Here is a 24735-nt window from a genome sequence, read left to right on the forward strand (position 1 = left end):
CCCGACGCCCGATCACGACCGGGCGCTCGCCGCCGAGGACGCGAGGTCGCGCAGCGTCGCGTCGGGCAGGTAGGCCCGAGTCAGCGCCACGGCGATGCGGGGCAGATCGCCCTCGTCGCGGTACAGCATGTACAGCGGCTCGTGGCGCGGGTGGAACTTGCGCTTGAAGAAGTGCAGCGAACGGAAGCCGTAGAGCGGCTCGAGGGTCTCGCTCAGGCGGTCGAGCACGAAGTCGACGGGGCCCGGATCCTCCTGCTCGGGACGCACCAGCGGGGCGCCCGAGAGTGAGACGAACTCGTAGCCGGCCTCGGCGAAGTGTTTCGCGGACTCGGCGATCAGGTACTCCATGACGGGGCCGAAGCCGTCGTCGCGCCGGCGCATGAGGTCGAGGGTCCAGCCGCGGATCTGTCCGCCCGGGCCGTACACCGGCAGCCACGAGGTGATGCCGTGCAGGCTGCCCTCGGCGTCGACCGCGATGCCGACGCGGGTCTCGGGATCGCGCGCCTCCTCGACGGTGCCGAGCGTGAAGCGCATCTCGGGCAGGCCCTTGTCGCCGCTCCACTGCTCCGAGATGGCGCGCACCTGGGCGAGCACGCTCCACGGCTCGTCGGCGAGCGTGCACATGCGGAACTCGATCCCCTCGCGCGCCGCGCGGTTGATCGACGTGCGCACCGAGTTCCAGCGCTTGCCCGTGAAGGCGAGGTCGGGCAGATCGACGATGGTGTCCTCGGCGATCACGGCCGAGCGCCAGCCGGCCGGCCGGTTCTCGTCGCTCAGCGCGGAGGCCGAGAACACGCACGGGACGAACCCGGCGTGCTCGGCGGAACGCGCGAACTCGTCGAGGGCGATGCCGAACTGCTCCTTCGGCGCGATGGGATCGCCGAGCGCGATCGCGACGCCCGCGTGCGCCTGGTAGGCGATGACGCCGGAACCGACGGCGATGTGCCGGTTGTCGGGCCAGCCGATCATCCACGAGATGTTGCCGCCGCCGAACTCGCGCAGCCGGTCGAGCGCCTCGGTGCGGGTCAGGGTGCGCGCGGCGAAGGTGCGGCGGGAGTGCAGCAGCGGGACGCGGAACGCGCCGCGGCCGAGCAGCATCACGATCAGCTGCGCCAGCCAGAGCACGGACGACGGCAGGATCGAGGTGAAGAGGATCCCGGGCTCGTCGAGCAGGCCCAGGTCGAGCGCCTGCGGCAGGAACACGGTCGCGATCGCCGCGGTCGCGAGGTTGAAGCAGGCGAAGACGATCGTCGCAATCCACGCCAGGCGCAGGCCGAGGCGCACGCCGTTCGCCAGGATCGCGATCGCGACGAGGTCGATGATCACGTCCGCGGTCGGGGTGACCGGATCGTTCTGGCCCAGGGGGCTGTTGAACGGGATCAGCAGCGCGAACACCTCGACCACGCCGATCACGATCAGGCCGACGAAGCCGAGCAGCCGCCACTCGCGCACGGTCGGCCGGCCGGCCGGGTGGCGGAACGCGGGCAGCAGACCGCTGACGAGCAGGGCGATGCCGACGACGATCGCGTGCTCGACATTGACGATCTTGCCGACGTAGAGCAGCCCGATGGCGGCCCAGGCGACCACCGCGTAGCGGGCGCGCAGACGCCAGGGGGAGGGGAGCGTGCTCATCGCGAACACGAGGCAGGCGATGGCGCCCGATGCGGGGCCGACGTCGAGCGCCCGCGACACCTGAGCGGCCCACGGCCAGCCGTTGTGCGAGGCGAGGGCGAGGGTGCCCGCGGCGCCCAGCGCGCCGACCAGGTGCCCGGCGAGGAACAGGCCGAGCGCGCGGAGCGAGCCGAACTTGGCCTCCGCCCAGCCGACGCCGCCGACCACGAGCGGCAGCGCGCCGATCACCCGGAGCGGGTGGGCGATGAACCACGGCGAGGTGCCGAGGGTCCACCAGTGCCCCTGCTTGAACGCGGGCAGGCCCGTCGCGACGTCGTGGTACCAGGGCAGGCGCGCGAGCGGGGTGATGTGGGTTCCCGTGAGGATCGCGATGACGATCATCACCGCGACGAGCGCGATGGTGAAGGGGAACTGCGCGAGCCAGCGCAGCGCACGCAGCAGCGCGCGCACCGCCTTCGGCGGCTCGGGGCGCTCGGCCGGTTCGACAGGCTCCGTCGGGGCGGCCTTCGCGGGGGGTTCGCTCATGCGGAATATTTTACGGAGCGAATGCTGCGCGCCCACCTCGGAACACGGGGATCTCGCGCGAAATGGTACCGGAGTCCCACGCGGGCGCGTCGGATCGGACCGGATCCCGGGCGTTCGCCGGGCGCCTGCCCGGAGCCGAGCCCGGAGGCGTAGCCTGATGGCGGACGCCCGAACCGGCGCCCGTTCGATCTGCGGCCGCACACCCGCGGCCAGAAGAGGAGGCCGCGTTGCGCGCCGTCACCTACGTCAAGAACAACACCGTCGAGATCCACGACAAGCCCGTTCCCGAGATCCAGCCCGACGAGGTGCTGCTGAAGGTCGGCGGGGCCGGCCTCTGCCACTCCGACATCGCGATCATCGGCATGGGCGACGAGAACCCGCTGATCGGCGGCACTCTCGGCCACGAGGTCTCGGGCACGGTCGAGCAGCTCGGATCCGACGTCTCGGGCTGGCAAATCGGCGACCGTGCCCTCGTCGCGCTCATCCTCTCCTGCGGCCAGTGCCGCGAGTGCCTGGCCGGCCGCGACAACCAGTGCGAGGTCGTCTATCCGCGCAGTGCGCTCGCCCCGCTCTCGCCCGGCATCGGCAGCCCCGGCGGCATGGCCGACTACATCGCCGTGAAGGCGCGCCACCTCGACCCCATCGGCGACCTCGACCTTGTCGCCGCGGCACCGCTCGCCGACGCCGCGCTCACGCCCATGCACGCCATCAACACCGTGCGTGACCGCATGACCGGCGATGCGACGGTCGTCACCATCGGCCTCGGCGGCCTCGGGCACATGGCCCTGCAGATCCTCGCCGCGACCACGGGCGCCCGCATCATCGCGCTCGACACCGACCCCGAGAAGCTCGCCTTCGCGCGCGAGCACGGCGCCGACCTCGCGATCCCGAGCGACGGGGCCGCCGCGGCCCGGATCCTCGAGGAGACCGGCGGCGTCGGCGCCGACGTCGTGTTCGACTTCGTCGGCGTGCAGCCCACCGTCGACCTCGCGGTCGCCGTCGTGCGCGGCGGCGGCGCGATCCGCTTCGTCGGCCTCGGAGGCGGATCCTTCCCCTACGTCGCGGGCAGCGGCACCCCGCTGCCGTGGGGAGTGAACATCGAACGCGCCTATGGCGGCACCCGATCCGACATGCGCCAGGCCGTCGCGCTCGCCCGAGCCGGCAAGATCGGCGTCGAGGTGGTGCGCTACTCGCTCGACGACGCCGTGCAGGCCTTCGACGACCTGCACCACGGGCGCGTGCAGGGCCGGGCGGTGCTCGTCCCGTGAGCGAGCCGGTGACGGGCGGAGCGGCGTCGGGCGGAGCGGCGTCGGGCGGAGCGGCCGGATGAGCGGTGCGTCGGTGCCGGTTCCGTCCGGTCGCACCGGTCGCGCGAACCCGATCCTCGGCACCGTCGGGCTGCTGTGGATCGTGGCGCCGATCTGGTACTTCCTGTGCGAGGCCATCGCAGCGTCCGCGTTCCCCGGGTACAGCTACGCCACGTTCTTCATCAGCGACCTCGGCGTGCCCGATGGCGGAACGCTCGACGGGCGCACGCTCGACTCGCCGCTGCACACGGTGATGAACGCCGGGTTCCTCGGCGAGGGGCTCCTGTTCGGGATCGGGCTCGCGCTGCTCGCGCCCGCCGTGCGCCGCGGGCTCGCCGGGGGCGCGTTCCTCGCGTTCGGCGCGATCCACGCGGCCGGGATCGCGCTCGTCGGGCTCGTCCCCGGATCGCCCGCGAACGCCGAGAGCGGGCTCATGATCTTCCATATCGTCGGTGCGATCGGTGCGATCGCGGGCGGCAACCTGACCGCGATCGCGTCGTACCGCGCCGTGCCGCAGCTCGGCCGATACGGGAAGCTCGGGCCGATCCTCGGGGCGCTCGGATTCGTCAGCGCCGCACTGCTCGTCGCGCACGTGCTGCTGCCCGCCGGGATCTCGGAGCGGGGCGCGGTCGCGAGCTTCATGGTCTGGCAGCTGGGCGCCGGCATCGCGCTGTGGCGCGCGCGGGATCGTGCGGGGGCGGGTGTTGGCTCGGGCGTGGGCTCGGGTTCGGGCGTGGGCTCGGGTGCGCCGGGGTCGGGTCCCAGCGCGTAGTCGCCGCCCCTGATTTCCCGTCGAGTGGCGCCAGACGAATGCTTCGGAGGGTGTGAAGGAGCGGTTTGCCGCCACTCGACGATGGTCTCTGGCGAGGGCGCGGGGTGTGGGGCGTGGGGCGTGCGAGCGAGAAGCGCGCCACCCTCGGAACGCGATCGAGGGGCCCGTGTCGGGGTTATGGAAGTCCACAACCCCGACACGGGCCCCTCGGCGATGCTGGCTGCGAGCCGCGAGAACTACGCGCGGGCGCGCAGGCGCCTGCGGGCGATCAGCGCCACGGCTCCTGCGAGCAGCAGGAGGCCCGCAGCGGGAAGCGCGACGCCGTCCGCGGGGGCGCCGGTCTGCGCGAGCGATCCCTGGCCCTTGGCTCCGGATCCCGACCCGTCGGCCGCCCCGTTCGCGCCCGCCGAGGCGCTTCCGGTCGCCGATCCCTTCGCGTCCGCGTTCGATCCGCCCGAGTCGCTCGCCCCGTTCGCACCCGCACCCGAACCCGCGTTCGCGTTCGCTTCGGCGCCCGTGCCGACCCCGACGAACGCGATCGATGCGGTCTGCGGCGCGGTCTCCACGCCGAGCTCGGCCCCGTTCGCGTCGACGGCGGTCGCGGTGATCCGCAGCGCGAAGGTCTGGGGGCCCTCCGCGACGGTGCGGGTCGTCTGCAGCTGCAGGGTCCCGCCGGGGGCGACGACCGCGGTGGACGCCGGATCCGACGCCGCGGCGGACGATCCCGAAGCTTCGGAGGCGATCCGGAACCCGGTGAGCGGGGTGCCGCCGGTGTTGGTCACGGTCACGGTGATCCCGGCCTGCGAGCCCGCGGGGACCTGCGGGTTCGGGGTGCCGACCGATCCGGTCGCGCTCGCGACGGCCGAGAACGAGGGGATCCCGGTGATGCTCATGGCGAGGTCGGTGAAGCCGCCGTCATCGTTCCACCGCGTGTCCGCCGTGCGGGTGAAGGTGGTGCGGAAGCGCGGGGACTCGGCTGGCGAATCGCAGGTGTCGCCGGTCGCGGTCGACGCCGAGGACTTCACGAGTCCCTGCGCCAGGTCCAGCGTTCCGAAGATGCCGCCCTCGCACTCGTACGAGCCCCAGATGTCGGTGGGCGCTGCGGGCGCCTCGGCGGATCCGGCCCCGCTGTGCGCCGTGCCCGCGAGGGTGATCGCGCCGGTCGCGAAGTCGATGGTGGATCCGGTCGTGAAGTAGGAGTACCGCACGCCGGCGGCGTTGCGCCCGTCGGAGGTCGCGGCGCTCGTGTCGAGCAGGCTGGCGCCGAGCTGCCCGATCACCTCGCCGGTGCGGGCGGCGCGATCCACGACGAGCGCGGTCTTCTCCTCGACGCCGAAGCTGCGGTCGTGTCCCGTGGCGATCGCGAGGCGCACGATGCGGGGCTGGCGGTCGCGGCGCGCGAAGTGGGAATCGAGCATGCCCTCGGTGAAGAAGCCGAAGCCGCCCGACGGGATCGACGCGAGTCGGTCGTCCTCGAACCAGCCGACCGTCGCGCCGTCGCGCCACGAGGGGTAGGGATCCCCGCCCGAGATCATGTCGGCGCCCTGCTGGATCGTGAGGCCCGCGCTCGTGCCCGCGGTGACGCCGCCGGACTCGACGACCTCGCGGATCGCCGCCATCACGGGGGTGTCGGTGCAGGAGGTGAACGCGTAGATGTCGGCCGCGGCCTGATCGGGAGCGGTGCAGTCCATGAACGCGCGCACGTAGTTGATCTGGTCGCCGCCGCCGAAGTAAACGGCGTCGGAGTCGCGCACGGCCTGCGCGACGGCCGCGCTCTTCGCGTTGTCGGCGCTGTAGGGGTCGCCGGGGTAGTCTTCGCCGGGGTTCACGTCGACGGGCACCGCGTAGACGTCGGCGCCGTGCGCGGCGAACCAGTCGGAGTAGTAGAGACCGTTGGCGGTCGCGTTGTCGTAGGTGTTGCCGTCGGCCGCTTCGGTGGCGTTCGGCGCGACCTCCGAGGCGGTCGTGACGATCGCGATGCGGGGCTTCTTGTCGCCCGCGTGCTGCTTCGCGAGGTCGACGATCCGCTGGATGATCGCTTCGCTGTTGACCTCGCCCGGCTTGATGGCTCCGCCGATGAGCACGATGCTGCCGTTCTGCGCGGTGGACGCCGTCGGCGCAGCCGGTGCTGCCGGTGCGTTCGGCTCGGCGGCGCGCGGCTGCGGCGCGGCCGTCGCGGCGGGGGCGATGGCGGTGGCGCAGAGCGCGCCCGCGGTGAGCGCGACGGCGACGGCGGTGCCGAGGCGCGCGCGGCGTGGGGGAAGGGGCATGCGGGATCTCCGGTCTCGTCATTGAGGGGTGGACGGCGCAAGTATTTCACGCAAACCGAATGCCTGCAATAATCGAAACAAACATTTCAAGATCGGTGGCGACCGCGTCGGTGGAGCCTCCGTCGATAGACTGACGGCGTTTCACGTGCAACGCGGCGCTCAGGCGGCCCGCGCTGCCGGTACGGGCAGACCCGCGGCGCCGCTCGCTCGCGCGGCGGGCGCCGGACGGAGAGGATGCGACGCATGACAGGATCTCGCGAGGCGAACGGCCCGGCAGCGGAGGCGCTGCCGGGCACCGACTCCGTGGCGGCGCGGATCCGCGAGCGCATGGGCGACTGCACGCCCTCCGAGCGCAAGGTCGCCCGCACCCTGCTCGCCGCCTACCCCGTCGCCGGCTTCGAGACCGTCGCCGGGCTCGCCGAGCTCGCCGAGGTCAGCGGCGCCACCGTCGTGCGCTTCACCACCCGCCTCGGCTACAGCGGGTTCCCCGACTTCCAGCGCGCGCTGCGCGGCGAGCTCGAGCAGCGCAGCGCGTCGCCCATGGCGCTCTACGAGCGCACCGGGCTCGCCCGTCGCGCCGTCGCCCCCGGCGATCTCGCGGGGCTCGCCGAGGATCCGGTCGAGGACCTGCGCGCCACCTTCGCGAGCCTCTCCGATCACGACTTCGGCACGACCGTCGAGGCGATCGCCAACCCCAAGCACCGGGTCTGGCTCGTGGGCGGCCGCTACAGCACCTTCCTCGCCGAGTACCTCGCCGCCAGCCTGCAGCAGCTCCGGCCCGCGGTGCAGATGGTGCCGACGATGGCCAGCCTGCGCGCCGCGACCGTGACCGGTTTCGACGCGAAGGACGTCGTGATCGCGTTCGACTTCCGCCGCTACGAGGCCGCCACCCGATCCGTCGTGCAGCTCGCGAAGGCGCGCAAGTCGACCGTCGTGGTCGTCACCGACCGCTGGGTGTCGCCCTGCGCGACCGACGCGGACGCCGTGCTCACGAGCGTCGCCTCCGAGCGCGGCCCCTTCGACTCCGTGCTGCCCGTCATGGCGCTCATCGAGGCGCTGTTCGAGGCGCTCGTCACCCGCATCGGCGATCCGGCCCGCGACCGCATCGCCCGCATCGAGCGGACGGCGCAGCAGCTCGAGGTGATCTGAGGCGGGGCGGCGGCCTGAACTGGTTCGCGCGCCGATCCATCCGCAATCGTCGCTTCGCTCCGATCGCTCCCGCCAGACCCGCCAGGCGACGCGAACCGGTTCAGGCCGCCGCCCCGCCTCAGATCAGGTCGGACCCGCGGCCCGGCGGGGTCAGCGCACCGCCGAGAGGAACGCCCGGGTGCGCTCGTGCTGCGGGTCCCCGAGGACCTGCGCGGGCGTGCCCTGTTCGATGATCTGCCCGCCGTGCATGAACACGACCCGGTCGGCGACCTCGCGGGCGAAACCCATCTCGTGGGTCACGACGATCATCGTCATGCCCGAGGCGGCGAGGTCGCGCATGACCTTCAGTACGTCGCCGACGAGTTCGGGATCGAGCGCCGAGGTCGGCTCGTCGAACAGCATGAGCTTGGGCTCCATGCAGAGGGCGCGCGCGATGGCGACGCGCTGCTGCTGACCGCCCGAGAGCTGCCGCGGGTACGACTTCGCCTTGTCGGCGAGCCCGACCTGGTCGAGCAGGGCGAGCGCGCGCGGCAGCACCTCCGACGTCTTCTGCTTCAGCACGGTGCGCGGCGCGAGCATGATGTTCTCGAGCACGGTCATGTGGCCGAACAGGTTGAAGTGCTGGAACACCATGCCGGTCTGGGTGCGATCCCGGCAGATGTCGCCGTGGCTCTTCTCGTGCAGGGTGCGGCCGCGCAGGTCGTAGCCGACGACGTCGCCGTCGATCCAGATGCGGCCGCCGTCGACCTTCTCGAGGTGGTTGATGCAGCGCAGCAGCGTGCTCTTGCCGGATCCGGACGCGCCGATGAGGCAGACGACCTCGCCGCGCTGCACCTCGAGGTCGACGCCCTGCAGCACCTGCAGGGATCCGAAGTGCTTGCGCACTCCGGCCGCCCGCACCATCGGTTCGCGCGGAGCGTCGATCCCGGGTTCGGCGATGGTGGTCGTCTCGGTGCTCATCGGGTGGCCGCCTTTCCGGTCGCCTCGGGTGCGTGGACGCGCATCGCCTTGCGCAGGCGGTCGGTCCACGAGGTGGGGGTGTGGCGGGAGGTGCCGCGCGAGAACCGGCGCTCGAGCCAGCCCTGACCGAGGGTGAACACGGTCGTCATGATGATGTACCAGATGCTCGCGACGATCAGCATCGGGATCACCTGGAAGTTCTTCGCGTAGATCACCTGCGTCGAGTACAGGAGCTCCGAGACGGCGAGCACGCTGACGAGCGAGGTCTGCTTGAGCATGCCGATCGCCTCGTTGCCGGTCGGCGGGATGATGACCCGCATCGCCTGCGGCAGGACGACCTTCAGCATGGTCTGCATGCGGTTGAGGCCGAGGGCGCCGGCGGCCTCGCTCTGCCCGGAGTCGACCGACAGGATCCCGGCGCGCACGATCTCGGACATGTACGCGGCCTCGTTGAGGCCGAGGCCGAGGATCGCGGCCATGAGCGGCGTCACGATCTGGTTGGCGTCGAGGTGCACGCCGGGGATCCCGAAGGTGATGTCGGGGTAGAGCGCGGCGAGGTTGTACCAGAGCAGCAGCTGCACCAGCACGGGGGTGCCGCGGAACGCGAACACGTAGAACCCGGCGGCGGCGCGCACCACCGGGTTCACGGAGAGGCGCATTACGGCGAGGACGATGCCCAGCACGATGCCGAGCAGCATGCACACGACGGTCAGGAGCAGGGTGATCTGGATCCCGCGCGCGATGGAGACGTCGCGGAAGTAGAGCCCGATGACGTCCCAGTGGAAGCGCGGGTTCGTCACCGCCGAGTACAGCAGCAGGCCGAACAGGGCGATGATGACGATCGCGGATACCCAGCGCCACGGGTACTTCTTGTTGGCGATCGCGTAGTCCTCGTCCGCGCGCAGCGGTTTCACGGAGGTACTGCTCATGGTCGATGCGTCCTTCGAGTGCGAGCGGATTACTGGACGGGGACCTGCGCCGGGGTGACGTAGTTGCTCTCGTTGATGCCCCACTTCTCGAAGGCCTGCTTGTAGGCCTTGGTGGTGACGAGCTTCTCGAAGGCGGCGGTGACGGCCGGGGTGAGCGCGGATCCCTTGGGCAGCACGAGCCCGGTCGGCTTGGGCGCGAAGTCGCCGCCGGAGGCGAGCTCGAACGCGCCGGTGATCTTCGCCTGGTAGCCGAGGCCGGTCGCGCCGGACGAGACGGCCTCGACGCGGCCGGAGGTCAGCGCCGTGATCGCCTTGTCGGAGCCGGGGAACAGCTTGACGTCGATGGCCTTCTTGCCGGCCTTCGTGCACTCCTCGCTGAAGGCCGGGAGGATCTCCTGGCCCTGCGTCGTGCCGGACTCGGCGCCGATGGTGCGGCCGCAGAGGCTCATGGCGTCCATCTTGAGCTTGTCGGGGTTGCCGGTGGGCACCGCGAGGCCGCTGCCCGACTGGTGGTACACGACGAAGTCGGCGTTCTTCTTGCGCTCGTCGGTGACCGAGAAGGCCGACATCGACATGTCGTACTTGCCGGAGCTGAGGCCGGGGATGATCGCGTCGAAGCCCGACGGCGTGAACTCGACCTTGAGGCCGAGCAGCTGGCCGACCGAGTCGGCGAGGTCGACGTCGAGGCCGATGAAGGTCTTGTTGTCGTCGGCGTAGCCCTCGAAGGGGAGGTAGGTGGGATCGGTCGCGATGCGGAGCGTGCCGCGCTTCACGACGTCGGCGGGGAGCAGCTTCTGCGCGGACGCGTCGACGCTGAGCTTCTCGATGGAGTCGGGGGTCTGAGTGGACGCGGTCTTGCCGTCCGTCTGCTTCGCGGTTTCTTCGGCGGCGTTGGTGCAGCCGGTCAGGGTGAGCGCGAGGATCGCTGACGCGGCGAGAGCCGCGGGCACGAGGCGGGGGAGGGGCATGGTGGTCCTTTCTCGACACTGAGGTGGGCCAAGTGTTTCATGTAGAACGATTGATCGCAATCTCTGAAATATTCGTTACGGCTTCGTGATGCGTGTTTCGCGACTGGCGCGACGTCGAAACCTGTGTTTCACTGTGGGGTATTCAGATCACGAGTGACGTGATCGTTTCAGTGAATCCGTAGATCCGTGGACGATGGGGACCCCGTAGGTATGCGCGCAGGCGAGCTGCTCGAACGAGCTCAGACGATGCAGGAGGACTACGCGCGGGATCTCGCCGCGCTGGTCGCGATCGATTCGGGGTCCGACGACCCCGACGGAGTGAACCGGGTCGCCGACTGGATCGAAGCCCGGCTGCGCAGCCTCGGCTTCGCGGTGTCGCGCAGCTCCGCGGGCGCCCCGCAGTACGGCGACGTGCTCGTCGGGCGCAGACAAGGGAACGGCAGCGGCACCGTCGTGCTGTTCGGGCACATGGACACCGTGTTCGAGCGCGGCGACGCGGCCCGGCGGCCGTTCTCGGTCGACGCGGACGGCCTCGCGCACGGACCGGGCGTCTGCGACGACAAGGCCGGCGTCGTCGCAGGCCTGCACGCGGCGGCGCACCTCATCGCCGCGGGTGACGAGCGCTACGGCGAACTCGTGCTCGTGTTCACCCCCGACGAGGAGATCGGCTCGCCCGTCGGCGGACCGGCGCTGCAATCGGTCGCCCGCGGCGCCGACGTCGCCCTGTGCCTCGAGTGTGCGCGCGAGAACGGGGACCTGGTGCTCGCGCGCAAGGGTGCCGTCGACCTCGTGCTGGAGGTCGAGGGCGTGGCCGCGCACTCCGGCATCGAACCCGAGCGCGGAGTGCACGCCGGGCTCGAGGCCGCCCACCTCACCGTGTTCCTGCAGGCGCTCGCGGATCCCGCCGCCCGGCTCACCGTCAACGTCGGCATGCTGCGGGCCGGCGAACGCACCAACGTGGTGCCCGACCGCGCGGTGCTGCACGTCGAAGCGCGCGCCGCCGAGGCCGCGGTGCTGAACGGGGTCATCGACCGGATCCGCGCGCGCTGCGCCGATCCCGCGGTGCCCGGCGCCCGCATCACGGTGCGCGAGATCGACCACTGCCCGCCCATGGAGGCCGGCCCGGACGCGCTGCGGCTCGGCGACCTGGCGCTCGAGGTCGCGGGGGAGCTCGGGTTCGCGCCCGCGCTCGCGCGGACCGGTGGAGTGTCGGACGCGAACCGGGTCGCCGCGCTGGGCGTGCCGACGCTCGACGGGCTGGGTCCGGTCGGCGGCGGCGACCACAGCCCCGTCGAGTGGCTCGACCTCGCGAGCGTGCCCCAGCGCGTGGCCCTGCTTGCGACCCTCATCGAAGAGGCGCCCGCGCTGCTCCGCGGCGAGGGGTGAGAGCGGGCGCGCATTTGCGCGTGTGAGTGCGGGCCGAGCGCTGACAGGATGGATGCCATGTCCTGGACGCGCGCGTCACCGATCGAGACCGAGCGCCTCCTGCTGGAACCGCTCCGCGTCGAGCACGCGATCGAGATGCCGCCGGTGCTCTCCTCGCCCGAGCTGTATGTCTTCACCGGAGGGGAGCCTCCGACCGAGGACGATCTTCGGGCGCGGTATCTCCGGCAGGTCGCGGGGCAGTCGCCGTCGGGTGACTCGGGGTGGCTGAACTGGATCATCCGGAGGCGGGATGCGCGATCCGTCGTCGGGTACGTCCAGGCCACCGTCTCCGAGCAGGACGGCGCGCTGCTCGCCGATGCGGCCTGGGTGCTCGGTGTCTCGGAGCAGGGGATGGGGTTCGCGACCGAGGCGGCCGGGGCCATGCTCGACTGGTTGCGTCAGCAGGGGGTATCGGTCGTCATCGCGTGCATCCACCCCGAGAATCGGGCCTCTGCCGGGGTCGCCCGGCGCCTCGGCTTCGCTCGGACGGAGCGCGTGGTGAACGGCGAGTCGGTGTGGGAACTGCGGGGCTGAGCTCCGGCTCGGTTCCGAGCCCCCGTCCTGCCTCGCCACACCTCCTCCGCCCCTTCGCTCCTCCGCTCCTGCGCTCCTGCGCTCCTGCGCTCCTTCGTCGAATTGCGTCGAGAGGCGCCAAACAGCGGGAATGACGTCCCGATAGCGCGGTTTGACGCCACTCGGCGAGGGCGGGCACGCGTTTGCGCGCGCACGCGAAGAGGCCCGCGAGCCCTCTCGGGGTCGCGGGCCTCTTCGGATCTGCGGGTATTCGCACTCAGCTCACCGGGCGGGCAGCGTCAGCGGACGAAACCGATGCGGTCGTAGACGCGATCGAGCGTGGCGGTCGCCACCTCGTTCGCGCGGTCGGCGCCCTTCGCCAGGAGACGATCGAGCTCGGCCGGATCCGCCAGCAGTTCTTCGGTGCGCTCGCGGATCGGGGTGAAGGTCCCGTCGACGACCTCGGCCAGAGCCTTCTTGAGGTCGCCGTAGCCGCGGCCCTCGAACTCCTGCTCGATCGACTCGATCATGCGCCCGGTGAGCACCGAGTAGATGGTGAGCAGGTTCGAGACACCGGGCTTGTTCTCGCGGTCGTAGCGGATCTCGCCGTCGGCGTCGGTGACCGCGCGCATGATCTTCTTGCGCGTCACGTTCGCGGGGTCGAGCACCTTGATGAGGCCCGCCTCGCTCTCGGCCGACTTCGACATCTTCGCCTCGGGGTTCTGCAGGTCGTAGACCTTCGCGGTGCCCTTCTGGATCTGCGCCTCGGGCACCACGAAGGTGTCGCCGAAGCGGCTGTTGAAGCGGGCCGCGAGGTCGCGCGTCAGCTCGACGTGCTGGCGCTGATCCTCGCCCACCGGCACGATGTCGGTCTGGTAGAGCAGGATGTCCGCGGCCATGAGGATCGGGTAGGTGAACAGCCCGACCGAGGACGCGTCGGCGCCGTGCTTCTGCGACTTGTCCTTGAACTGGGTCATGCGGCTCGCCTCGCCGAAGCCCGTGATGGTGTTGAGCACCCAGGCGAGCTCGGTGTGCGCGGACACCTGCGACTGCACGAACAGGGTCGACTGCTCGGGATCGATGCCGGCGGCGATGTACTGCGCTGCGGTGCGGCGGGTGCGGGCCGCGAGCTCGGCCGGGTCCTGCGGGACCGTGATGGCGTGCAGGTTCACGACGCAGAAGAACGCGTCGAAGCTCTGCTGCATGTTGACCCACTGGGTCAGCGCGCCGATGTAGTTGCCGAGCTGCAGCGAGTCGGACGAGGGCTGCATGCCCGAGAAGAGGACGGGTTTGGTGTGCGAAGTCATGAGTGTCTCCCGCGGCCGATGCGCGGCCGCGTCAGGTGAGGGATTCGGAGGGCCTGCGAGGGCCCCGGGGAAGCGTGCCCGTTGCTAGGCGCCGACTCGGTAGTCGACGACGACGGGGGCGTGATCCGACCATCGCTCGTCGTAGGAGGCGGCGCGGTCGATCACGTAGTTCTCGACCCGCTCGCCGAGCTGCGGGGTGACCACGTGGTAGTCGATACGCCAGCCCGTGTCGTTGTCGAAGGCCTGGCCGCGGTTGGACCACCAGGAGTACGGGCCGTCGACCTCGCCGGCCCAGCGGCGCCCCACGTCGATCCAGCCGTGGCCGACGCCCTCGGAGCCGTCGACGCCGACGACGGTCTCGCCGCGAGGCCCGAAGAAGCGGTCGAAGTAGGCCCGCTCGCGGGGCAGGAAGCCGGAGCGCTTCACGTTGCCCTTCCAGTTCTTGATGTCGAGCTCGCGGTGGCCGACGTTGAAGTCGCCCACGATGGTGACGAGTGCGCGCTCGGCGGCCAGCTGGTCGAGGCGCACGCCCATCGCGTCGAGGAAGGCCCACTTGGCCTCCTGGCGGGGAGTATCGACCTCGCCCGAGTGGGTGTAGTTGCTGATCACCGTGACGAGCTCGCCGCCCACCTCGAAGTCGGCCTCGATCCAGCGGCCGCTGGACTGGATCTGCTCCTGGTCCTCTTCGGCGCCGAGGCCGACGCGGTGCGCCACGGCCGGCACCCGGCTGGCGATGGCGACGCCCGCGCGGCCCTTGATGTTGCACGGATCGTGCAGGATCTGCCACTCGTCACCGAAGAGCTCGGCCAGGTGGCTGTCGTCGGCGCGGACCTCCTGCATGGCGAGCACGTCGACGCCGCGCGAGGCGAGCCAGTCGCCCATGCCCTTGCGGAAGGCGGCACGGACGCCGTTGACGTTGACGGATGCGACACGCAGGGTTTGGGTCATACCCACCATCCTAATTGGCGCCACCGACATCGGCTCGGGGAGATTCGCCGGGCCTGGCCGGGGCGGCACGGCCGTCCGCGTCGATGTCGGACCCCGGGCGTAGGATGAGCGCGTTCTTCTCACGAAAGGCAGCGATGCGCTCAACTGAAATCCGTCCGTGGCCCGCTCTGTGGTCCATGGTGCTGGGCTTCTTCATGATCCTGATGGACACGACGATCGTGTCCGTCGCGAACCCCTCGATCATGCTCGGACTCGGCACGACCATGAACGCCACGCTGTGGGCCACGAGCGCCTACCTGCTCGCGTACGCGGTCCCGCTGCTCATCACGGGCCGCCTCGGCGACCGCTTCGGGCCGCGCCGTCTCTACCTCATCGGTCTCGTCGTGTTCACGCTCTCCTCGCTCGCCTGCGGCCTGTCGACCGAGATCGGCTCGCTCATCATCGCCCGAGTCTTCCAGGGGCTCGGTGCCGCACTCATGACCCCGCAGACCATGGCGGTCATCACGCGCATCTTCCCGCCGCGCCAGCGGGGATCCGCGATGGCGGTCTGGGGCATCACCGCGGGCGTCGCGACCCTGGTCGGCCCCATCCTGGGCGGCTTCCTGCTCGACGCGCTGAGCTGGGAGTGGATCTTCTTCATCAACGTGCCCGTCGGCATCGTCGGCTTCATCCTCGCGATGCGCTACGTGCCGAAGCTCGAGACCCACGCGCACCGCTTCGACTGGGTGGGCGTCGTGCTGAGCGCGCTCGGCATGTTCCTGCTCGTGTTCGGCATCCAGGAGGGCGAGACCTACGACTGGGGCGTCATCTGGGGTCCCATCTCGGTCTGGCTGCTCATCATCGCCGGGGCCGTCGTGCTCGCGCTGTTCGTGGTCTGGCAGGCCGTGCAGAAGGGCGAGCCGCTGCTGCCGCTCGGCATCTTCCGCGACCGCAACTTCTCGGTCGGCACCGGCGCCATCACCACGGTGGGGCTGTCGGTCACCGCCATGGGACTGCCGCTGATGTTCTACTTCCAGCTGGTGCGCGGACTCACCCCGACGCAGTCGGCGCTCATGCTGGTGCCGATGGCGCTGCTCTCCGCGGGCCTCGCGCGCCCGGTCGGCCTGCTCATCGACCGCAGCGACCCCCGACGCCTCTCCACCATCGGCCTTGCGGTGTTCGCCGCGGGCATGCTGCTCTACATCCTGCTGATGAAGCCCGACACCGAAATCTGGCTGCTGCTCATCCCGAGCGCGGTCATGGGCGTCGCGAACGCCTTCATGTGGGGGCCGCTCGCGTCCATCACCACCTTCGGTCTGCCGCCGCAGTTGGCCGGCGCGGGCTCCGGCGTCTACAACACGAGCCGCCAGGTCGGCGCGGTGCTCGGCTCCGCGCTCATGGCCGTGATCATGCAGGCGCGACTCACCTCCCACCTCGGTGCCGCGGGCGCGACGGGGTCCGAGCACGGCGCGCTCGCGCAGCTGCCCGAGCAGGTGCGCGAGCCCTTCGCGCAGGCCATGGCCGAGTCGCTCTACCTGCCGGTCGGCGCGATCATCATCGGCGTGGTCGTCACCCTGCTCTTCGGCGCGCGCCCCGCGTCGACCCGCAGCACCCCGGTCGTCGGCGAGGCCGACGATACCGCTGCCGGGGCGTCGGCCGACGCTCCCGCGCAGCGCGCCGAATAGCGCGCGGCTCTCGACGCGCGAGGCGGGCACCGGGTCGATCCCGGTGCCCGCCTCGCGCGTTTCGGGAAGCGACGCCTGTTGCGCATCGCTATTCGGCGCGGTGCTTCGCGACCAGGCGACGGCCCTGCGCTCGGCTCACCAGCGTCCAGATCCAGCCGGCGACGCACAGGCCGGCGATGACGAAGGCGATCGTCGTGAAGGTCATGGGGACGCCCACGCTCCCGGCGGCGGTGTGGCCGGCGCTGATCGCGTCCTCGAGACCGCGGCGGAACGAGAACGCCGCCGCCGCGATCGCGATCGCCGGACCGATGAGCCCGACTGCGAAGCCGCTGAGCAGCGCCGCTCCGACCGTGCCGAAGATCGCGACGACGAGACCCAACGAGCGGGGGTCGTTGGTCGCGCAACTGCCGCCGCCGCAGTCCCACTCCATGAGGTCGGCCGCGTAGGCGAAGCCGTACCCGCCCCAGCAGGCGAGCGCGAGCAGCAGGATCGAGGCGACGAGGAACAGCGGTCTGCGGTATCGGGCGAGGACGGCGCGCATGCCAACGATGCTATCGACCTGACCCGACCCGGTCCGGTCCGGTCCGGTCCGGTCCGGCGCCCGGCTCCCGGTCCCCGCGGATCCCGGGCGACTAGCATCGGGGCCTATGAACCTGACGCGACGCGGGCTGCTGACCGCCGGAGGCCTCACCGTGCTGCTCGGCGGACTCGGCGGACTCGCCGGCTGCGCGGCGGATCCCGCGAAGAAGGGGCGCCCCTCGAACGAGACCGGAGGCGACGACCGCGCCTGGCTCATGCCCGAGGAGGGCGCCGCGCACGCCGCGACCTGGATGTCGTTCGGTGTGAGCGACGATATCTGGGGCGCGGAGCTCGCGCCGGCGGCCCGCGCAGCCCTCGTCGCCGTCGCGAACGCCATCGCCGCGTTCGAACCGGTGAAGGTGCTCGTGCCATCCGGAACGCGGCCGGAGGGCCTGCACGCGGGCGTCGAGCTCTTCGAGCGCGACGTCGACGACCTGTGGATGCGCGACACGGGGCCGGTGTTCGTGACGGCGGCCGACGGAGCGAAGGCTCTCGGCGGTGTCGACCTCAACTTCAACGGCTGGGGCGACAAGCAGGAGCACGACGCCGACGCGAAGGTCGCCTCGGAGGTGTGCGAGCTCGCCGACGTCGAACGGATCCGGACGGAGCTCGTGCTCGAGGGCGGCGCTCTCGAGGTCGACGGCGAGGGCACCGCGATCATCACCGAGAGTTGCGTGCTGAACGACAACCGCAACCCCGGGTGGACGAAGCGCGAGGTCGAGGAGGAGCTCGGTCGGCTGTTCGGGATCGAGAAGGTGATCTGGTTGCCGGGTATCGCCGGGAAGGACATCACCGACGGGCACACCGACTTCTACGCGCGGTTCACCGAGCCGGGCGTCATCGTGGCCGCGCGCGACGACGATCCCGAGAGCTACGACTACGCCGTCACGCGGAAGCACCTCGAGATCCTGAAGACGGCGACCGACGCGCAGGGCCGATCCCTCGTGACGCACGTGCTGCCCGCACCGACCAAGCTGCGCGACGACTATCTGAACGACGATTTCGCCGCCGGATACATCAACTTCTACGTCTGCAACGGCGGCGTCATCGCGCCGGAGTTCGGCGACGCCGAGGCCGACGGGTTCGCGCGGAAGACGCTCGAGGGGCTGTTCCCCGGTCGGACAGTGGTGCAGGTGAACATCGATCCGATCGCGGCGGGTGGCGGCGGGATCCACTGCGCGACCCAGCAGCAGCTGAAGAGCTGAGCCGCGGTGCGGCCGAGCCACGGATCCGCTGCTCGGTGTGCTAGAACCGGGAGGGTGTCCAGAGCATCGGCGGAGCGCCGCCGATCCGCGAACCCCCGGGAGGGAACCGCATGATCCTCGCATTCTCCGTCGCCCCGAGCGGGGTCGGCCCCGCAGGACCCGCCATGAACGAGGACGGGTCGGTGTCGGCCGCCGTCGCGGCGGCGGTGCGCGTGGTGCGCGAGTCGGGGCTGCCGAACCGAACGAGCTCGATGTTCACCGAGATCGAGGGCGAGTGGGACGAGGTGTTCGACGTGGTGAAGCGCGCCACCGAGGCCGTCGCACCCTTCGGATCGCGCATCTCCCTCGTCATGAAGGCCGATATCCGCCCCGGTCACGTGGGCGAGATCGACGGCAAGCTCGAGCGCCTCGAGCGGGCGATCGACGCCGCGGAGTAGTCCCGGGCCGCGACCCATCCGCTGGTGCGGATCGCGTCCGCCCACCGGCCCGGCCCTGCGGCTACCCGGCGTCGAGCGTGAGATCGATCAGGTAGCCGCGCAGGCGGTCGAGCGCGCCATCGTCGGTGAGGGATCCCCACGCGGCGGCGCAGGACGCGCCGTCGGCGGCGGCGACCGCGACCTCGAACACGTGCGGGGGGAGGCCGTCGTCCGCGAAGTCGCGGTCCCACTGCGCGGAATCGGCGAGCGCGAGGTCCTGCACCACGGGCACCGTGCTCAGCATCGTGATGAGCACGAGGTCCTGATGCTGGAGCGCGATGGCGGGGTCGATCGACGTGCGCGCGGAGATGTAGGCGCGGGTGAGCGCGCCCGGCCGGGAGTCCGCGGAGTCGAAGCGCGCCCGGACGTTCTCCCGGAATCCCTCGAGCAGGTGCTGAGCGAGCGCGAGGACGAGGTCGTCCTTCGACGCGAAGTGATACTTCAGGCCGCCCTTCGAGACGCCGGCGCTCGCCGCGATCCGGTCGAGGGACGCCTGCAGTCCGTGCGCGCGGAACTCGTGCGCTGCCGCGTCGAGCACTGAGAGGCGGGTCTCCTCGGGGCTTCTGCCGGCCTGTCGTCCCATCTCGGCGCCTCCTCTCGACGGTGGGATCCAGTCTATCGAGCACGCGCTTGAAACTATACCGCCCAGGCGGTACAGTTTTGCGGGTGAATGCAGAGAACCTTTCCCCGAAGCCCGCGCAGCACCCGAAACCCCCAGAACGCCCGGCGGAGCCAGCCGGACCGCACCGATCAGGATCCCGCCCGACCACGACATCCCCGCTCCCGATGCTCTCGCCCGCTCGGCGGTGGATCTCCGTGGCGATCCTCGTGCTCGCGGCACTCGTGCTGTCCGTCGACGCGACCGTGCTCTACCTCGCGGTCCCGGCGCTCACGGCCGATCTGCGCCCGTCGGCCGACCAGATCCTCTGGATGGGCGACGTCTACCCGCTGGCGCTCGCCGGCCTGCTCATCGGCTTCGGCGCGCTGGCGGACCGCGTCGGGCGGCGCCGGATGCTGCTCATCGGTTCGATCGGCTTCGGCCTCGCGTCGCTGCTCGCGGCGTTCGCGCCGACGCCCGAGCTGCTCATCGCGGCGCGCGCCGCGCTCGGCGTCTCGGGCGCGATGATCATGCCCTCGACCCTGTCGATCATCCGGGATCTGTTCGACGATCCCCGCGAGCGCACTCGTGCGATCGCGATCTGGAGCGCCGGCACGGGCGGCGGCGCTGCGCTGGGGCCGATCATCGGCGGGGCGCTCCTGCAGCAGTTCTGGTGGGGCGCGGTGTTCCTCATCAACGTCCCGATCATGCTGCTCGTCGTGATCCTCGGCAGACTCCTGCTGCCCGAGTCGAAGAACCCGAGCCCCGGCCGCTTCGACCTCGGTTCGACCCTGCTCTCGTTCGCCATGCTGGTGCCGATCGTCTGGGCGGTGAAGCGGTTCGTCGCCGCGGGGCCCGACTTCGCCGCGTTCTCGGTGCTCGCCCTGGGGATCCTGGCCGGCTGGTGGTTCGTTCGGCGTCAGCTCAGATCCGTCGACCCCATGATCGACGTCGGGCTGTTCCGCTCACCGGCCTTCGCGGGCACGGTGATCGCGAACTTCACAGCGGCGTTCGCGCTCGCCGGGCTGCTCTTCTTCTTCTCGCAGTACCTGCAGCTGGTGCGCGGCATGCCGCCCGTCGTGGCCGGTGCGGCGGAGGTGCCGGCCACGGTGGGCGGGCTGCTCGGCATCGCGCTGGTGGGGTGGCTGCTGGCGCGGCTCGGGACCGGCCGTGCGGTCGCGGTCGCGCTGGTCGTCGTCGCGCTCGGGCTCGCGCTCGTCGCGGTGGCCGAGCAGTCCGAGCACTACCTGTGGCTCGGGCTCGCACTCGCGGTGCTCGGGTTCGGCGTCGGCGTGACGCAGACCGTGACCACCGATGCCGTCGTGACGATGGCGCCGAAGCGCAAGGCCGGCGCCGCCGCGGCGCTCTCGGAGACCTCGCTCGAGCTCGGCACGGCGTTCGGCATCGCCGTCCTCGGCTCGGTCGTCGGGACCTGCTATCGCGCTTTCGCGCCGAGCCCGCCCGGGATGTCCGGAGCCGACCGTGCGACGGTGCTCGAATCGCCGGCCCGGGCGCTGCACCTGCTGCCCTCCGACGGGGACGCTGCGGAGGCCGTGCGGCAGGCGTTCACCCACGCGATGCAGCTGACCTCGCTCGGCGCCGCCGCACTCGTGCTCGTCGTCGCGTTGATCGCCTGGCGAACGATCCCCGCTACTCGGGAACCGTGATGTCGGCGACGGTCGCGTCGTAGGCGCGGATCAGCTCATCGGCGTCGACGAAGAGGCTGAACCCGTGCGCACCCGCCCCCATCGCCACCCGCCGGCCGACGATCGTCTCGTCGGCGAACACGGGCCACGCGGTGGAGCTGCCGATGGGGGTGATGGTGCCGCGCTCGTACCCGGTCGCCTCGAGCGCGAGCTCCGCCTCGGGCAGTCGGAGCTTGTTCACGCCGACGAGGGCCCGCAGCTTCGGCCACGAGATGGATCGGCCGCCGGGGACGAGCGCGAAGAGATAGGTGCCGTCTGAGCGCTTCACGACCAGGGTCTTGACGATCCCCGAGGGATCGACGCCGAGCAGCTCCGCCGCCTCCGGAAGGGAGCGGGCGGCCGGACGCTCGCGGATCTCGATCTCGAGGCCGCGTTCGGCGGCCGCCTCCCGTACTCGGGCGTGCTGTTCCGACATGGATCCCCCTCCGATATCGACGGACCTCTATCATCCTCCCAGGAGGGGATCGCCATCGCCGGGGCGGTGGGCGTCCCGCTCGCTGTCGGCAGTCTCACAGCGTCCGCGCAGCTTCCTCATTCGCGGTCCGAGCATGCTGATCTGCGGTACCCCGCACGTCCTCGTCGATCGGAGCATCTATGGATTGGCTGCTGAAGCACCCGCTGACCAGCCCGCGAGTCATGCTCGCCGCGGCGATCGTCATGGGGGTCTTCGCGCTCTATCTGCTGATCCGGCCGACCTGGAAGCGGACCCTGCTGTCGATCATCGGTGCCGTCGTCGGCGGCGGCATCGGCGCGCTCGTGTTCTGGTGGGTGGTGGACGCGCAGAACATCTTCGGCGTCGATCTCTCGCAGGTGGTCCGTCTCTGGACGATCATCGGCTTCGCCGGGCTCGGGCTCGCCATCGTGAACCTCTTCAAGTCGCGCTGGTGGCGCAAGATGATCGCGATCATCGCGATCCCGGCGATGCTCGCGACGTCGGCGGTCGGGATCAACGCCGACTTCGGCGCCTACCAGACGCTGAACGAGGTGATCGGCGGGGTCAAGTACGCCCAGCTGAAGGACACGACGGGACAGCGGGGCGATGTCGTGAAGGGCATGGTCGACTACTCCAAGTGGCGCGCCCCCGCCGACCTGCCGAAGCAGGGGCAGATCGGGCAGGTCCCCATCCCCGGTGCCGTGTCGCACTTCAAGGCGCGACCCGCGGTGATCTACCTGCCGCCGGCCGCGCTCGTGAAGAACCCGCCCGTGCTCCCCGTGCTGATCGCGCTGTCGGGCCAGCCGGGAAGCCCGGGCACTCCGTTCTCCTCGGGTGCGCTCGGCCGGACCCTCGACCAGTACGCGGCGGCGCACAACGGCCTCGCGCCGATCGTGATCTCGCCGGACCAGCTGACCGACCCCGCGGTGAACCCGATGTGCGTCGACTCGAAGAAGTTCGGCAACTCCGAGACCTACCTCACCCGGGACGTGACCGACTGGGTCAAGGCGAACTACCGCGTCAGCAGCGATCCCCGGATGTGGGCCGTGACCGGCTTCTCGCAGGGGGGAACCTGCACGACGCAGCTCGTCGCGAAGTTCCCCCAGCTGTACGGTTCGGGGGTCTCGGTCCAGGGCCAGATCGGGCCTATCCTGAACAATGTGCCGAACACCATCGCCGAGGGCTTCGACGGCTCGAAGGCCGCCTATGAGGCCGCGCAGCCGCTCGCGATCATGCAGGCCAAGGCGCCCTACCGCGACACGATGATGATCTACGGGGTCGGCACCACGGACCACAAGTACACCAAGTACGCGCACGAGCTGAACCGGGCCTCGGTCGCGGCGGGCATGGACTCGCGGCTGATGGCGGAGCCGACGGGGCACGACTGGCGCACCGTGACGAGCGTGTTCGAACAGGCCGTCCCGATCCTGGCGAAGCGAATGGGGCTCGACGCCGGATGAGCATGGGCAGGCCCGGCGGGGGAGGACGCGGTGGCGGAGGCGGTCGGGTCTCGGCGGCCGATGCCGACGCGCAGCGCGAGCTGAACCGCCAGGCCCCCGTGGTCCCCGATCTCGGGAAGCGCATCATCGCGCTGTTCCGGCCCTATCGCCGGCAGCTCGTCGTGATCGCGGCCCTCGTGCTCGTCGCCGCTGCGCTCTCCGTCATCCCGCCGCTCATCACGCAGCGCGTCTTCGACGATGCGCTGTTCCCCAAGGACGGGCACCCGCAGCTGACGCTGCTCGCCTGGCTGGTCGGCGGCATGATCGCGGTGTTCGTGGCCTCGTCCGGTCTGGGCGTGGTGCAGACGCTGATCACGGCCCGGGTCGGCAACCGGGTCATGGGCGACCTCCGCGAGCGGCTGTTCTCGCACCTCCAGTCGATGGAGCTGGGCTTCTTCACCCGGACCAAGACGGGCGTGATCCAGTCCCGCCTGCAGAACGACGTCGGCGGTGTGGCCAACGTGCTGACCAACACGGTCTCGAACATCGTGGGCAACACGGTCACGGTGATCGCAGCGCTCGTGGCCATGCTGATGCTCAGCTGGCAGCTGACCCTGATCGCGATCGTGCTGCTGCCCGTCCTGGTCATCGCGCAGCGGCGGGTCGGCCAGGTGCGGGCCAAGATCGCCGGCCAGACCCAGGAGTCGCTGTCGGAGATGACCGCGATCACGCAGGAGGCGCTCTCGATCTCGGGAGTGCTGCTCGCGAAGACGTACTCGCGCCAGGGCGCCGAGACCGAGCGCTACGCGGCCGAGAACCGCAACCAGATCGGCCTCCAGGTGCGGCTGACCATGAGCGGCCAGGCGTTCTTCGCGATGGTGCAGGTGTTCATGTCGGCCGTGCCCGCGATCGTCTACCTCGTCTCGGGCTGGCTCATAGCCTCGGCACAGGGGCAGGGGTTCGACGCCGGCATCACGGCGGGAACGATCGTGGCGTTCACCACGGTGCAGTCCCGGCTGCTGTTCCCGATGATGGCGCTGCTGCGGATCGCGCTCGACCTGCAGACCTCGCAGGCCCTGTTCGCCCGCATCTTCGAGTACCTCGACCTCCGCCCCCGGATCGTCGACGCGCCCGATGCGAAGCCGATCCCGGAGGAGCCGGGTCTCGCGGGCCGGGTCGAGCTCGATCGGGTGTCGTTCGCCTACGAGGATGCGGCGGAGGACGCGCAGCCGACGCTCGACCGGGTGTCGTTCGAGGTCGCCCCCGGCGAGTTCGTCGCGCTGGTCGGCGCGTCGGGATCCGGCAAGACGACGATCGGGTCGCTGATCCCCCGCCTCTACGACGTGACCGACGGCGCCCTGCGGGTCTCGGGCGTCGACGTGCGCGAGCTGCAGCACGATTCGCTCATGGCCGACATCGGCGTGGTCACCCAGGAGCCCTACCTCTTCCACGCGACGATCGCGGAGAACCTGCGGTACGGCAAACCGGACGCGAGCGACGCGGAGCTGGAGGCGGCCGCGCGCATGGCCAACATCCACGCGACCATCGCCTCCTTCGCCGAGGGCTACGACACGGTCGTGGGCGAGCGGGGCTACCGGTTGTCCGGCGGTGAGAAGCAGCGCATCGCGATCGCGCGCGTGCTGCTCAAGAACCCGAGGATCCTGATCCTCGACGAGGCTACGAGCGCGCTCGACACCGTGAGTGAGCGGATCGTGCAGCAGGCGCTCGACGGCGCCCGCAGCGGGCGCACCACGATCGCGATCGCGCACCGCCTGTCGACCATCGTCGACGCCGACCGCATCTACGTGCTGGGCGCGGGCCGCGTGCTCGAGCGGGGCACCCACGACGAACTGCTGGCCGCGGGAGGCGCGTACGCCGAGCTGTACGCGGCCCAGGCCGGACGGGACCGCGTCGGAGAAGTGGAATAATC

21 protein-coding genes are annotated in these 24735 nt (G+C 70.9%); 11 read left to right on the forward strand and 10 right to left on the reverse strand.

Features of this window, described 5'->3' with window-relative positions; translation table 11 throughout:
* Positions 1-12: 12 nt before the first annotated feature.
* A complete protein-coding gene (locus tag ABD169_RS03055) occupies positions 13-2157 on the reverse strand; it encodes a phosphatidylglycerol lysyltransferase domain-containing protein (RefSeq protein WP_344029137.1) in 2145 nt (714 codons plus the stop codon).
* Between the two features lie 227 nt (positions 2158-2384).
* On the opposite strand from ABD169_RS03055, the gene ABD169_RS03060 reads away from it, so the two are divergent.
* Both ABD169_RS03060 and ABD169_RS03065 read left to right on the forward strand, forming a co-directional pair.
* Entirely contained in the window at positions 2385-3425 is a 1041-nt protein-coding gene (locus tag ABD169_RS03060; protein ID WP_344029140.1) for an alcohol dehydrogenase catalytic domain-containing protein, read from the forward strand.
* Positions 3426-3483: 58 nt separating this feature from the next.
* A complete protein-coding gene (locus tag ABD169_RS03065) occupies positions 3484-4236 on the forward strand; it encodes a DUF998 domain-containing protein (protein WP_344029143.1) in 753 nt (250 codons plus the stop codon).
* Between the two features lie 236 nt (positions 4237-4472).
* Here ABD169_RS03065 and ABD169_RS03070 read toward each other — a convergent pair whose 3' ends face one another.
* Positions 4473-6506 carry a cyanophycinase gene (locus ABD169_RS03070; RefSeq protein ID WP_344029146.1) on the reverse strand — a complete coding sequence of 678 codons (2034 nt, stop codon included), beginning with the start codon at positions 6504-6506 and terminating at the stop codon, positions 4473-4475.
* Between the two features lie 243 nt (positions 6507-6749).
* On the opposite strand from ABD169_RS03070, the gene ABD169_RS03075 reads away from it, so the two are divergent.
* Complete coding sequence (locus tag ABD169_RS03075; protein ID WP_046454680.1) at positions 6750-7655, forward strand: MurR/RpiR family transcriptional regulator; 906 nt, start codon at positions 6750-6752, stop codon at positions 7653-7655.
* Positions 7656-7805: 150 nt separating this feature from the next.
* On the opposite strand, the gene ABD169_RS03080 is transcribed toward ABD169_RS03075, so the two are convergent.
* From ABD169_RS03080 to ABD169_RS03090, 3 genes are read right to left on the reverse strand one after another with little or no spacing between them, the layout of a single operon-like run.
* Positions 7806-8615, reverse strand: coding sequence for an amino acid ABC transporter ATP-binding protein (locus tag ABD169_RS03080; RefSeq protein WP_344029151.1), 810 nt, complete (start codon positions 8613-8615; stop codon positions 7806-7808).
* Positions 8612-9544: an amino acid ABC transporter permease gene (locus ABD169_RS03085; RefSeq protein WP_344029154.1), complete on the reverse strand. Its 933-nt coding sequence runs from the start codon at positions 9542-9544 to the stop codon at positions 8612-8614. Before ABD169_RS03085 ends, ABD169_RS03080 begins: the two co-directional genes overlap by 4 nt.
* A 29-nt stretch (positions 9545-9573) precedes the next feature.
* Positions 9574-10512 (reverse strand): ABC transporter substrate-binding protein, encoded by a 939-nt coding sequence (locus tag ABD169_RS03090; protein WP_344029156.1) that lies wholly within the window; start codon positions 10510-10512, stop codon positions 9574-9576.
* A 210-nt stretch (positions 10513-10722) separates the two neighbouring features.
* Here ABD169_RS03090 and ABD169_RS03095 point away from each other — a divergent pair, with 210 nt between their 5' ends.
* On the forward strand, positions 10723-11898 hold the full coding sequence (locus ABD169_RS03095) for a M20/M25/M40 family metallo-hydrolase (RefSeq protein WP_344029159.1): 1176 nt from the start codon (positions 10723-10725) through the stop codon (positions 11896-11898).
* Positions 11899-11955: 57 nt separating this feature from the next.
* Positions 11956-12471 carry a GNAT family N-acetyltransferase gene (locus tag ABD169_RS03100; protein WP_344029161.1) on the forward strand — a complete coding sequence of 172 codons (516 nt, stop codon included), beginning with the start codon at positions 11956-11958 and terminating at the stop codon, positions 12469-12471.
* A 278-nt stretch (positions 12472-12749) separates the two neighbouring features.
* On the opposite strand, the gene trpS is transcribed toward ABD169_RS03100, so the two are convergent.
* Both trpS and ABD169_RS03110 read right to left on the reverse strand, forming a co-directional pair.
* Positions 12750-13757, reverse strand: a complete 1008-nt coding sequence (trpS, locus tag ABD169_RS03105; RefSeq protein WP_344029163.1) for a tryptophan--tRNA ligase — start codon at positions 13755-13757, stop codon at positions 12750-12752.
* Between the two features lie 84 nt (positions 13758-13841).
* Positions 13842-14705 carry an exodeoxyribonuclease III gene (locus ABD169_RS03110; RefSeq protein WP_344029166.1) on the reverse strand — a complete coding sequence of 288 codons (864 nt, stop codon included), beginning with the start codon at positions 14703-14705 and terminating at the stop codon, positions 13842-13844.
* Between the two features lie 134 nt (positions 14706-14839).
* Between ABD169_RS03110 and ABD169_RS03115 the strand changes: the two genes are divergently transcribed.
* Complete coding sequence (locus tag ABD169_RS03115; protein WP_344029169.1) at positions 14840-16369, forward strand: DHA2 family efflux MFS transporter permease subunit; 1530 nt, start codon at positions 14840-14842, stop codon at positions 16367-16369.
* Between the two features lie 88 nt (positions 16370-16457).
* Here the strand turns inward: ABD169_RS03115 and ABD169_RS03120 are convergent, their stop codons facing one another.
* Entirely contained in the window at positions 16458-16910 is a 453-nt protein-coding gene (locus ABD169_RS03120; RefSeq protein ID WP_344029172.1) for a hypothetical protein, read from the reverse strand.
* 106 nt (positions 16911-17016) lie between these two features.
* Between ABD169_RS03120 and ABD169_RS03125 the strand changes: the two genes are divergently transcribed.
* Together ABD169_RS03125 and ABD169_RS03130 are read left to right on the forward strand one after the other, a co-directional pair.
* On the forward strand, positions 17017-18153 hold the full coding sequence (locus tag ABD169_RS03125; RefSeq protein WP_344029175.1) for an agmatine deiminase family protein: 1137 nt from the start codon (positions 17017-17019) through the stop codon (positions 18151-18153).
* A 110-nt stretch (positions 18154-18263) separates the two neighbouring features.
* Positions 18264-18590 (forward strand): thiamine-binding protein, encoded by a 327-nt coding sequence (locus tag ABD169_RS03130; RefSeq protein WP_046454689.1) that lies wholly within the window; start codon positions 18264-18266, stop codon positions 18588-18590.
* Positions 18591-18651: 61 nt separating this feature from the next.
* On the opposite strand, the gene ABD169_RS03135 is transcribed toward ABD169_RS03130, so the two are convergent.
* Positions 18652-19212, reverse strand: coding sequence for a TetR/AcrR family transcriptional regulator (locus tag ABD169_RS03135; protein WP_344029178.1), 561 nt, complete (start codon positions 19210-19212; stop codon positions 18652-18654).
* Between the two features lie 233 nt (positions 19213-19445).
* Here ABD169_RS03135 and ABD169_RS03140 point away from each other — a divergent pair, with 233 nt between their 5' ends.
* On the forward strand, positions 19446-20894 hold the full coding sequence (locus ABD169_RS03140) for an MFS transporter (protein WP_344029181.1): 1449 nt from the start codon (positions 19446-19448) through the stop codon (positions 20892-20894).
* On the opposite strand, the gene ABD169_RS03145 is transcribed toward ABD169_RS03140, so the two are convergent.
* Entirely contained in the window at positions 20878-21348 is a 471-nt protein-coding gene (locus tag ABD169_RS03145; protein ID WP_344029184.1) for an aminoacyl-tRNA deacylase, read from the reverse strand. The genes ABD169_RS03140 and ABD169_RS03145 overlap by 17 nt on opposite strands.
* 179 nt (positions 21349-21527) lie before the next feature.
* Between ABD169_RS03145 and ABD169_RS03150 the strand changes: the two genes are divergently transcribed.
* Together ABD169_RS03150 and ABD169_RS03155 are read left to right on the forward strand one after the other, a co-directional pair.
* A complete protein-coding gene (locus tag ABD169_RS03150) occupies positions 21528-22826 on the forward strand; it encodes an alpha/beta hydrolase (RefSeq protein WP_344029187.1) in 1299 nt (432 codons plus the stop codon).
* 2 nt (positions 22827-22828) lie between these two features.
* Positions 22829-24733: an ABC transporter ATP-binding protein gene (locus tag ABD169_RS03155; RefSeq protein WP_046454691.1), complete on the forward strand. Its 1905-nt coding sequence runs from the start codon at positions 22829-22831 to the stop codon at positions 24731-24733.
* Positions 24734-24735: the final 2 nt, after the last annotated feature.

This window comes from Leucobacter iarius, assembly GCF_039530105.1.
GTDB classification, from domain to species: Bacteria; Actinomycetota; Actinomycetes; order Actinomycetales; family Microbacteriaceae; genus Leucobacter; species Leucobacter iarius.

What these genes read in the sequence shown, in the direction of transcription:
- trpS (WP_344029163.1), bottom strand. Translation starts at nt 13,757, where the DNA reads ATGACTTCGCACACCAAACCCGTCCTCTTCTCGGGCATGCAGCCCTCG.
- ABD169_RS03150 (WP_344029187.1), top strand. Translation starts at nt 21,528, where the DNA reads ATGGATTGGCTGCTGAAGCACCCGCTGACCAGCCCGCGAGTCATGCTC.
- ABD169_RS03110 (WP_344029166.1), bottom strand. Translation starts at nt 14,705, where the DNA reads ATGACCCAAACCCTGCGTGTCGCATCCGTCAACGTCAACGGCGTCCGT.
- ABD169_RS03085 (WP_344029154.1), bottom strand. Translation starts at nt 9,544, where the DNA reads ATGAGCAGTACCTCCGTGAAACCGCTGCGCGCGGACGAGGACTACGCG.
- ABD169_RS03075 (WP_046454680.1), top strand. Translation starts at nt 6,750, where the DNA reads ATGACAGGATCTCGCGAGGCGAACGGCCCGGCAGCGGAGGCGCTGCCG.
- ABD169_RS03065 (WP_344029143.1), top strand. Translation starts at nt 3,484, where the DNA reads ATGAGCGGTGCGTCGGTGCCGGTTCCGTCCGGTCGCACCGGTCGCGCG.
- ABD169_RS03120 (WP_344029172.1), bottom strand. Translation starts at nt 16,910, where the DNA reads ATGCGCGCCGTCCTCGCCCGATACCGCAGACCGCTGTTCCTCGTCGCC.
- ABD169_RS03145 (WP_344029184.1), bottom strand. Translation starts at nt 21,348, where the DNA reads ATGTCGGAACAGCACGCCCGAGTACGGGAGGCGGCCGCCGAACGCGGC.
- ABD169_RS03130 (WP_046454689.1), top strand. Translation starts at nt 18,264, where the DNA reads ATGATCCTCGCATTCTCCGTCGCCCCGAGCGGGGTCGGCCCCGCAGGA.
- ABD169_RS03055 (WP_344029137.1), bottom strand. Translation starts at nt 2,157, where the DNA reads ATGAGCGAACCCCCCGCGAAGGCCGCCCCGACGGAGCCTGTCGAACCG.
- ABD169_RS03135 (WP_344029178.1), bottom strand. Translation starts at nt 19,212, where the DNA reads ATGGGACGACAGGCCGGCAGAAGCCCCGAGGAGACCCGCCTCTCAGTG.
- ABD169_RS03070 (WP_344029146.1), bottom strand. Translation starts at nt 6,506, where the DNA reads ATGCCCCTTCCCCCACGCCGCGCGCGCCTCGGCACCGCCGTCGCCGTC.
- ABD169_RS03125 (WP_344029175.1), top strand. Translation starts at nt 17,017, where the DNA reads ATGAACCTGACGCGACGCGGGCTGCTGACCGCCGGAGGCCTCACCGTG.
- ABD169_RS03090 (WP_344029156.1), bottom strand. Translation starts at nt 10,512, where the DNA reads ATGCCCCTCCCCCGCCTCGTGCCCGCGGCTCTCGCCGCGTCAGCGATC.
- ABD169_RS03095 (WP_344029159.1), top strand. Translation starts at nt 10,723, where the DNA reads ATGCGCGCAGGCGAGCTGCTCGAACGAGCTCAGACGATGCAGGAGGAC.
- ABD169_RS03155 (WP_046454691.1), top strand. Translation starts at nt 22,829, where the DNA reads ATGGGCAGGCCCGGCGGGGGAGGACGCGGTGGCGGAGGCGGTCGGGTC.
- ABD169_RS03100 (WP_344029161.1), top strand. Translation starts at nt 11,956, where the DNA reads ATGTCCTGGACGCGCGCGTCACCGATCGAGACCGAGCGCCTCCTGCTG.
- ABD169_RS03080 (WP_344029151.1), bottom strand. Translation starts at nt 8,615, where the DNA reads ATGAGCACCGAGACGACCACCATCGCCGAACCCGGGATCGACGCTCCG.
- ABD169_RS03115 (WP_344029169.1), top strand. Translation starts at nt 14,840, where the DNA reads ATGCGCTCAACTGAAATCCGTCCGTGGCCCGCTCTGTGGTCCATGGTG.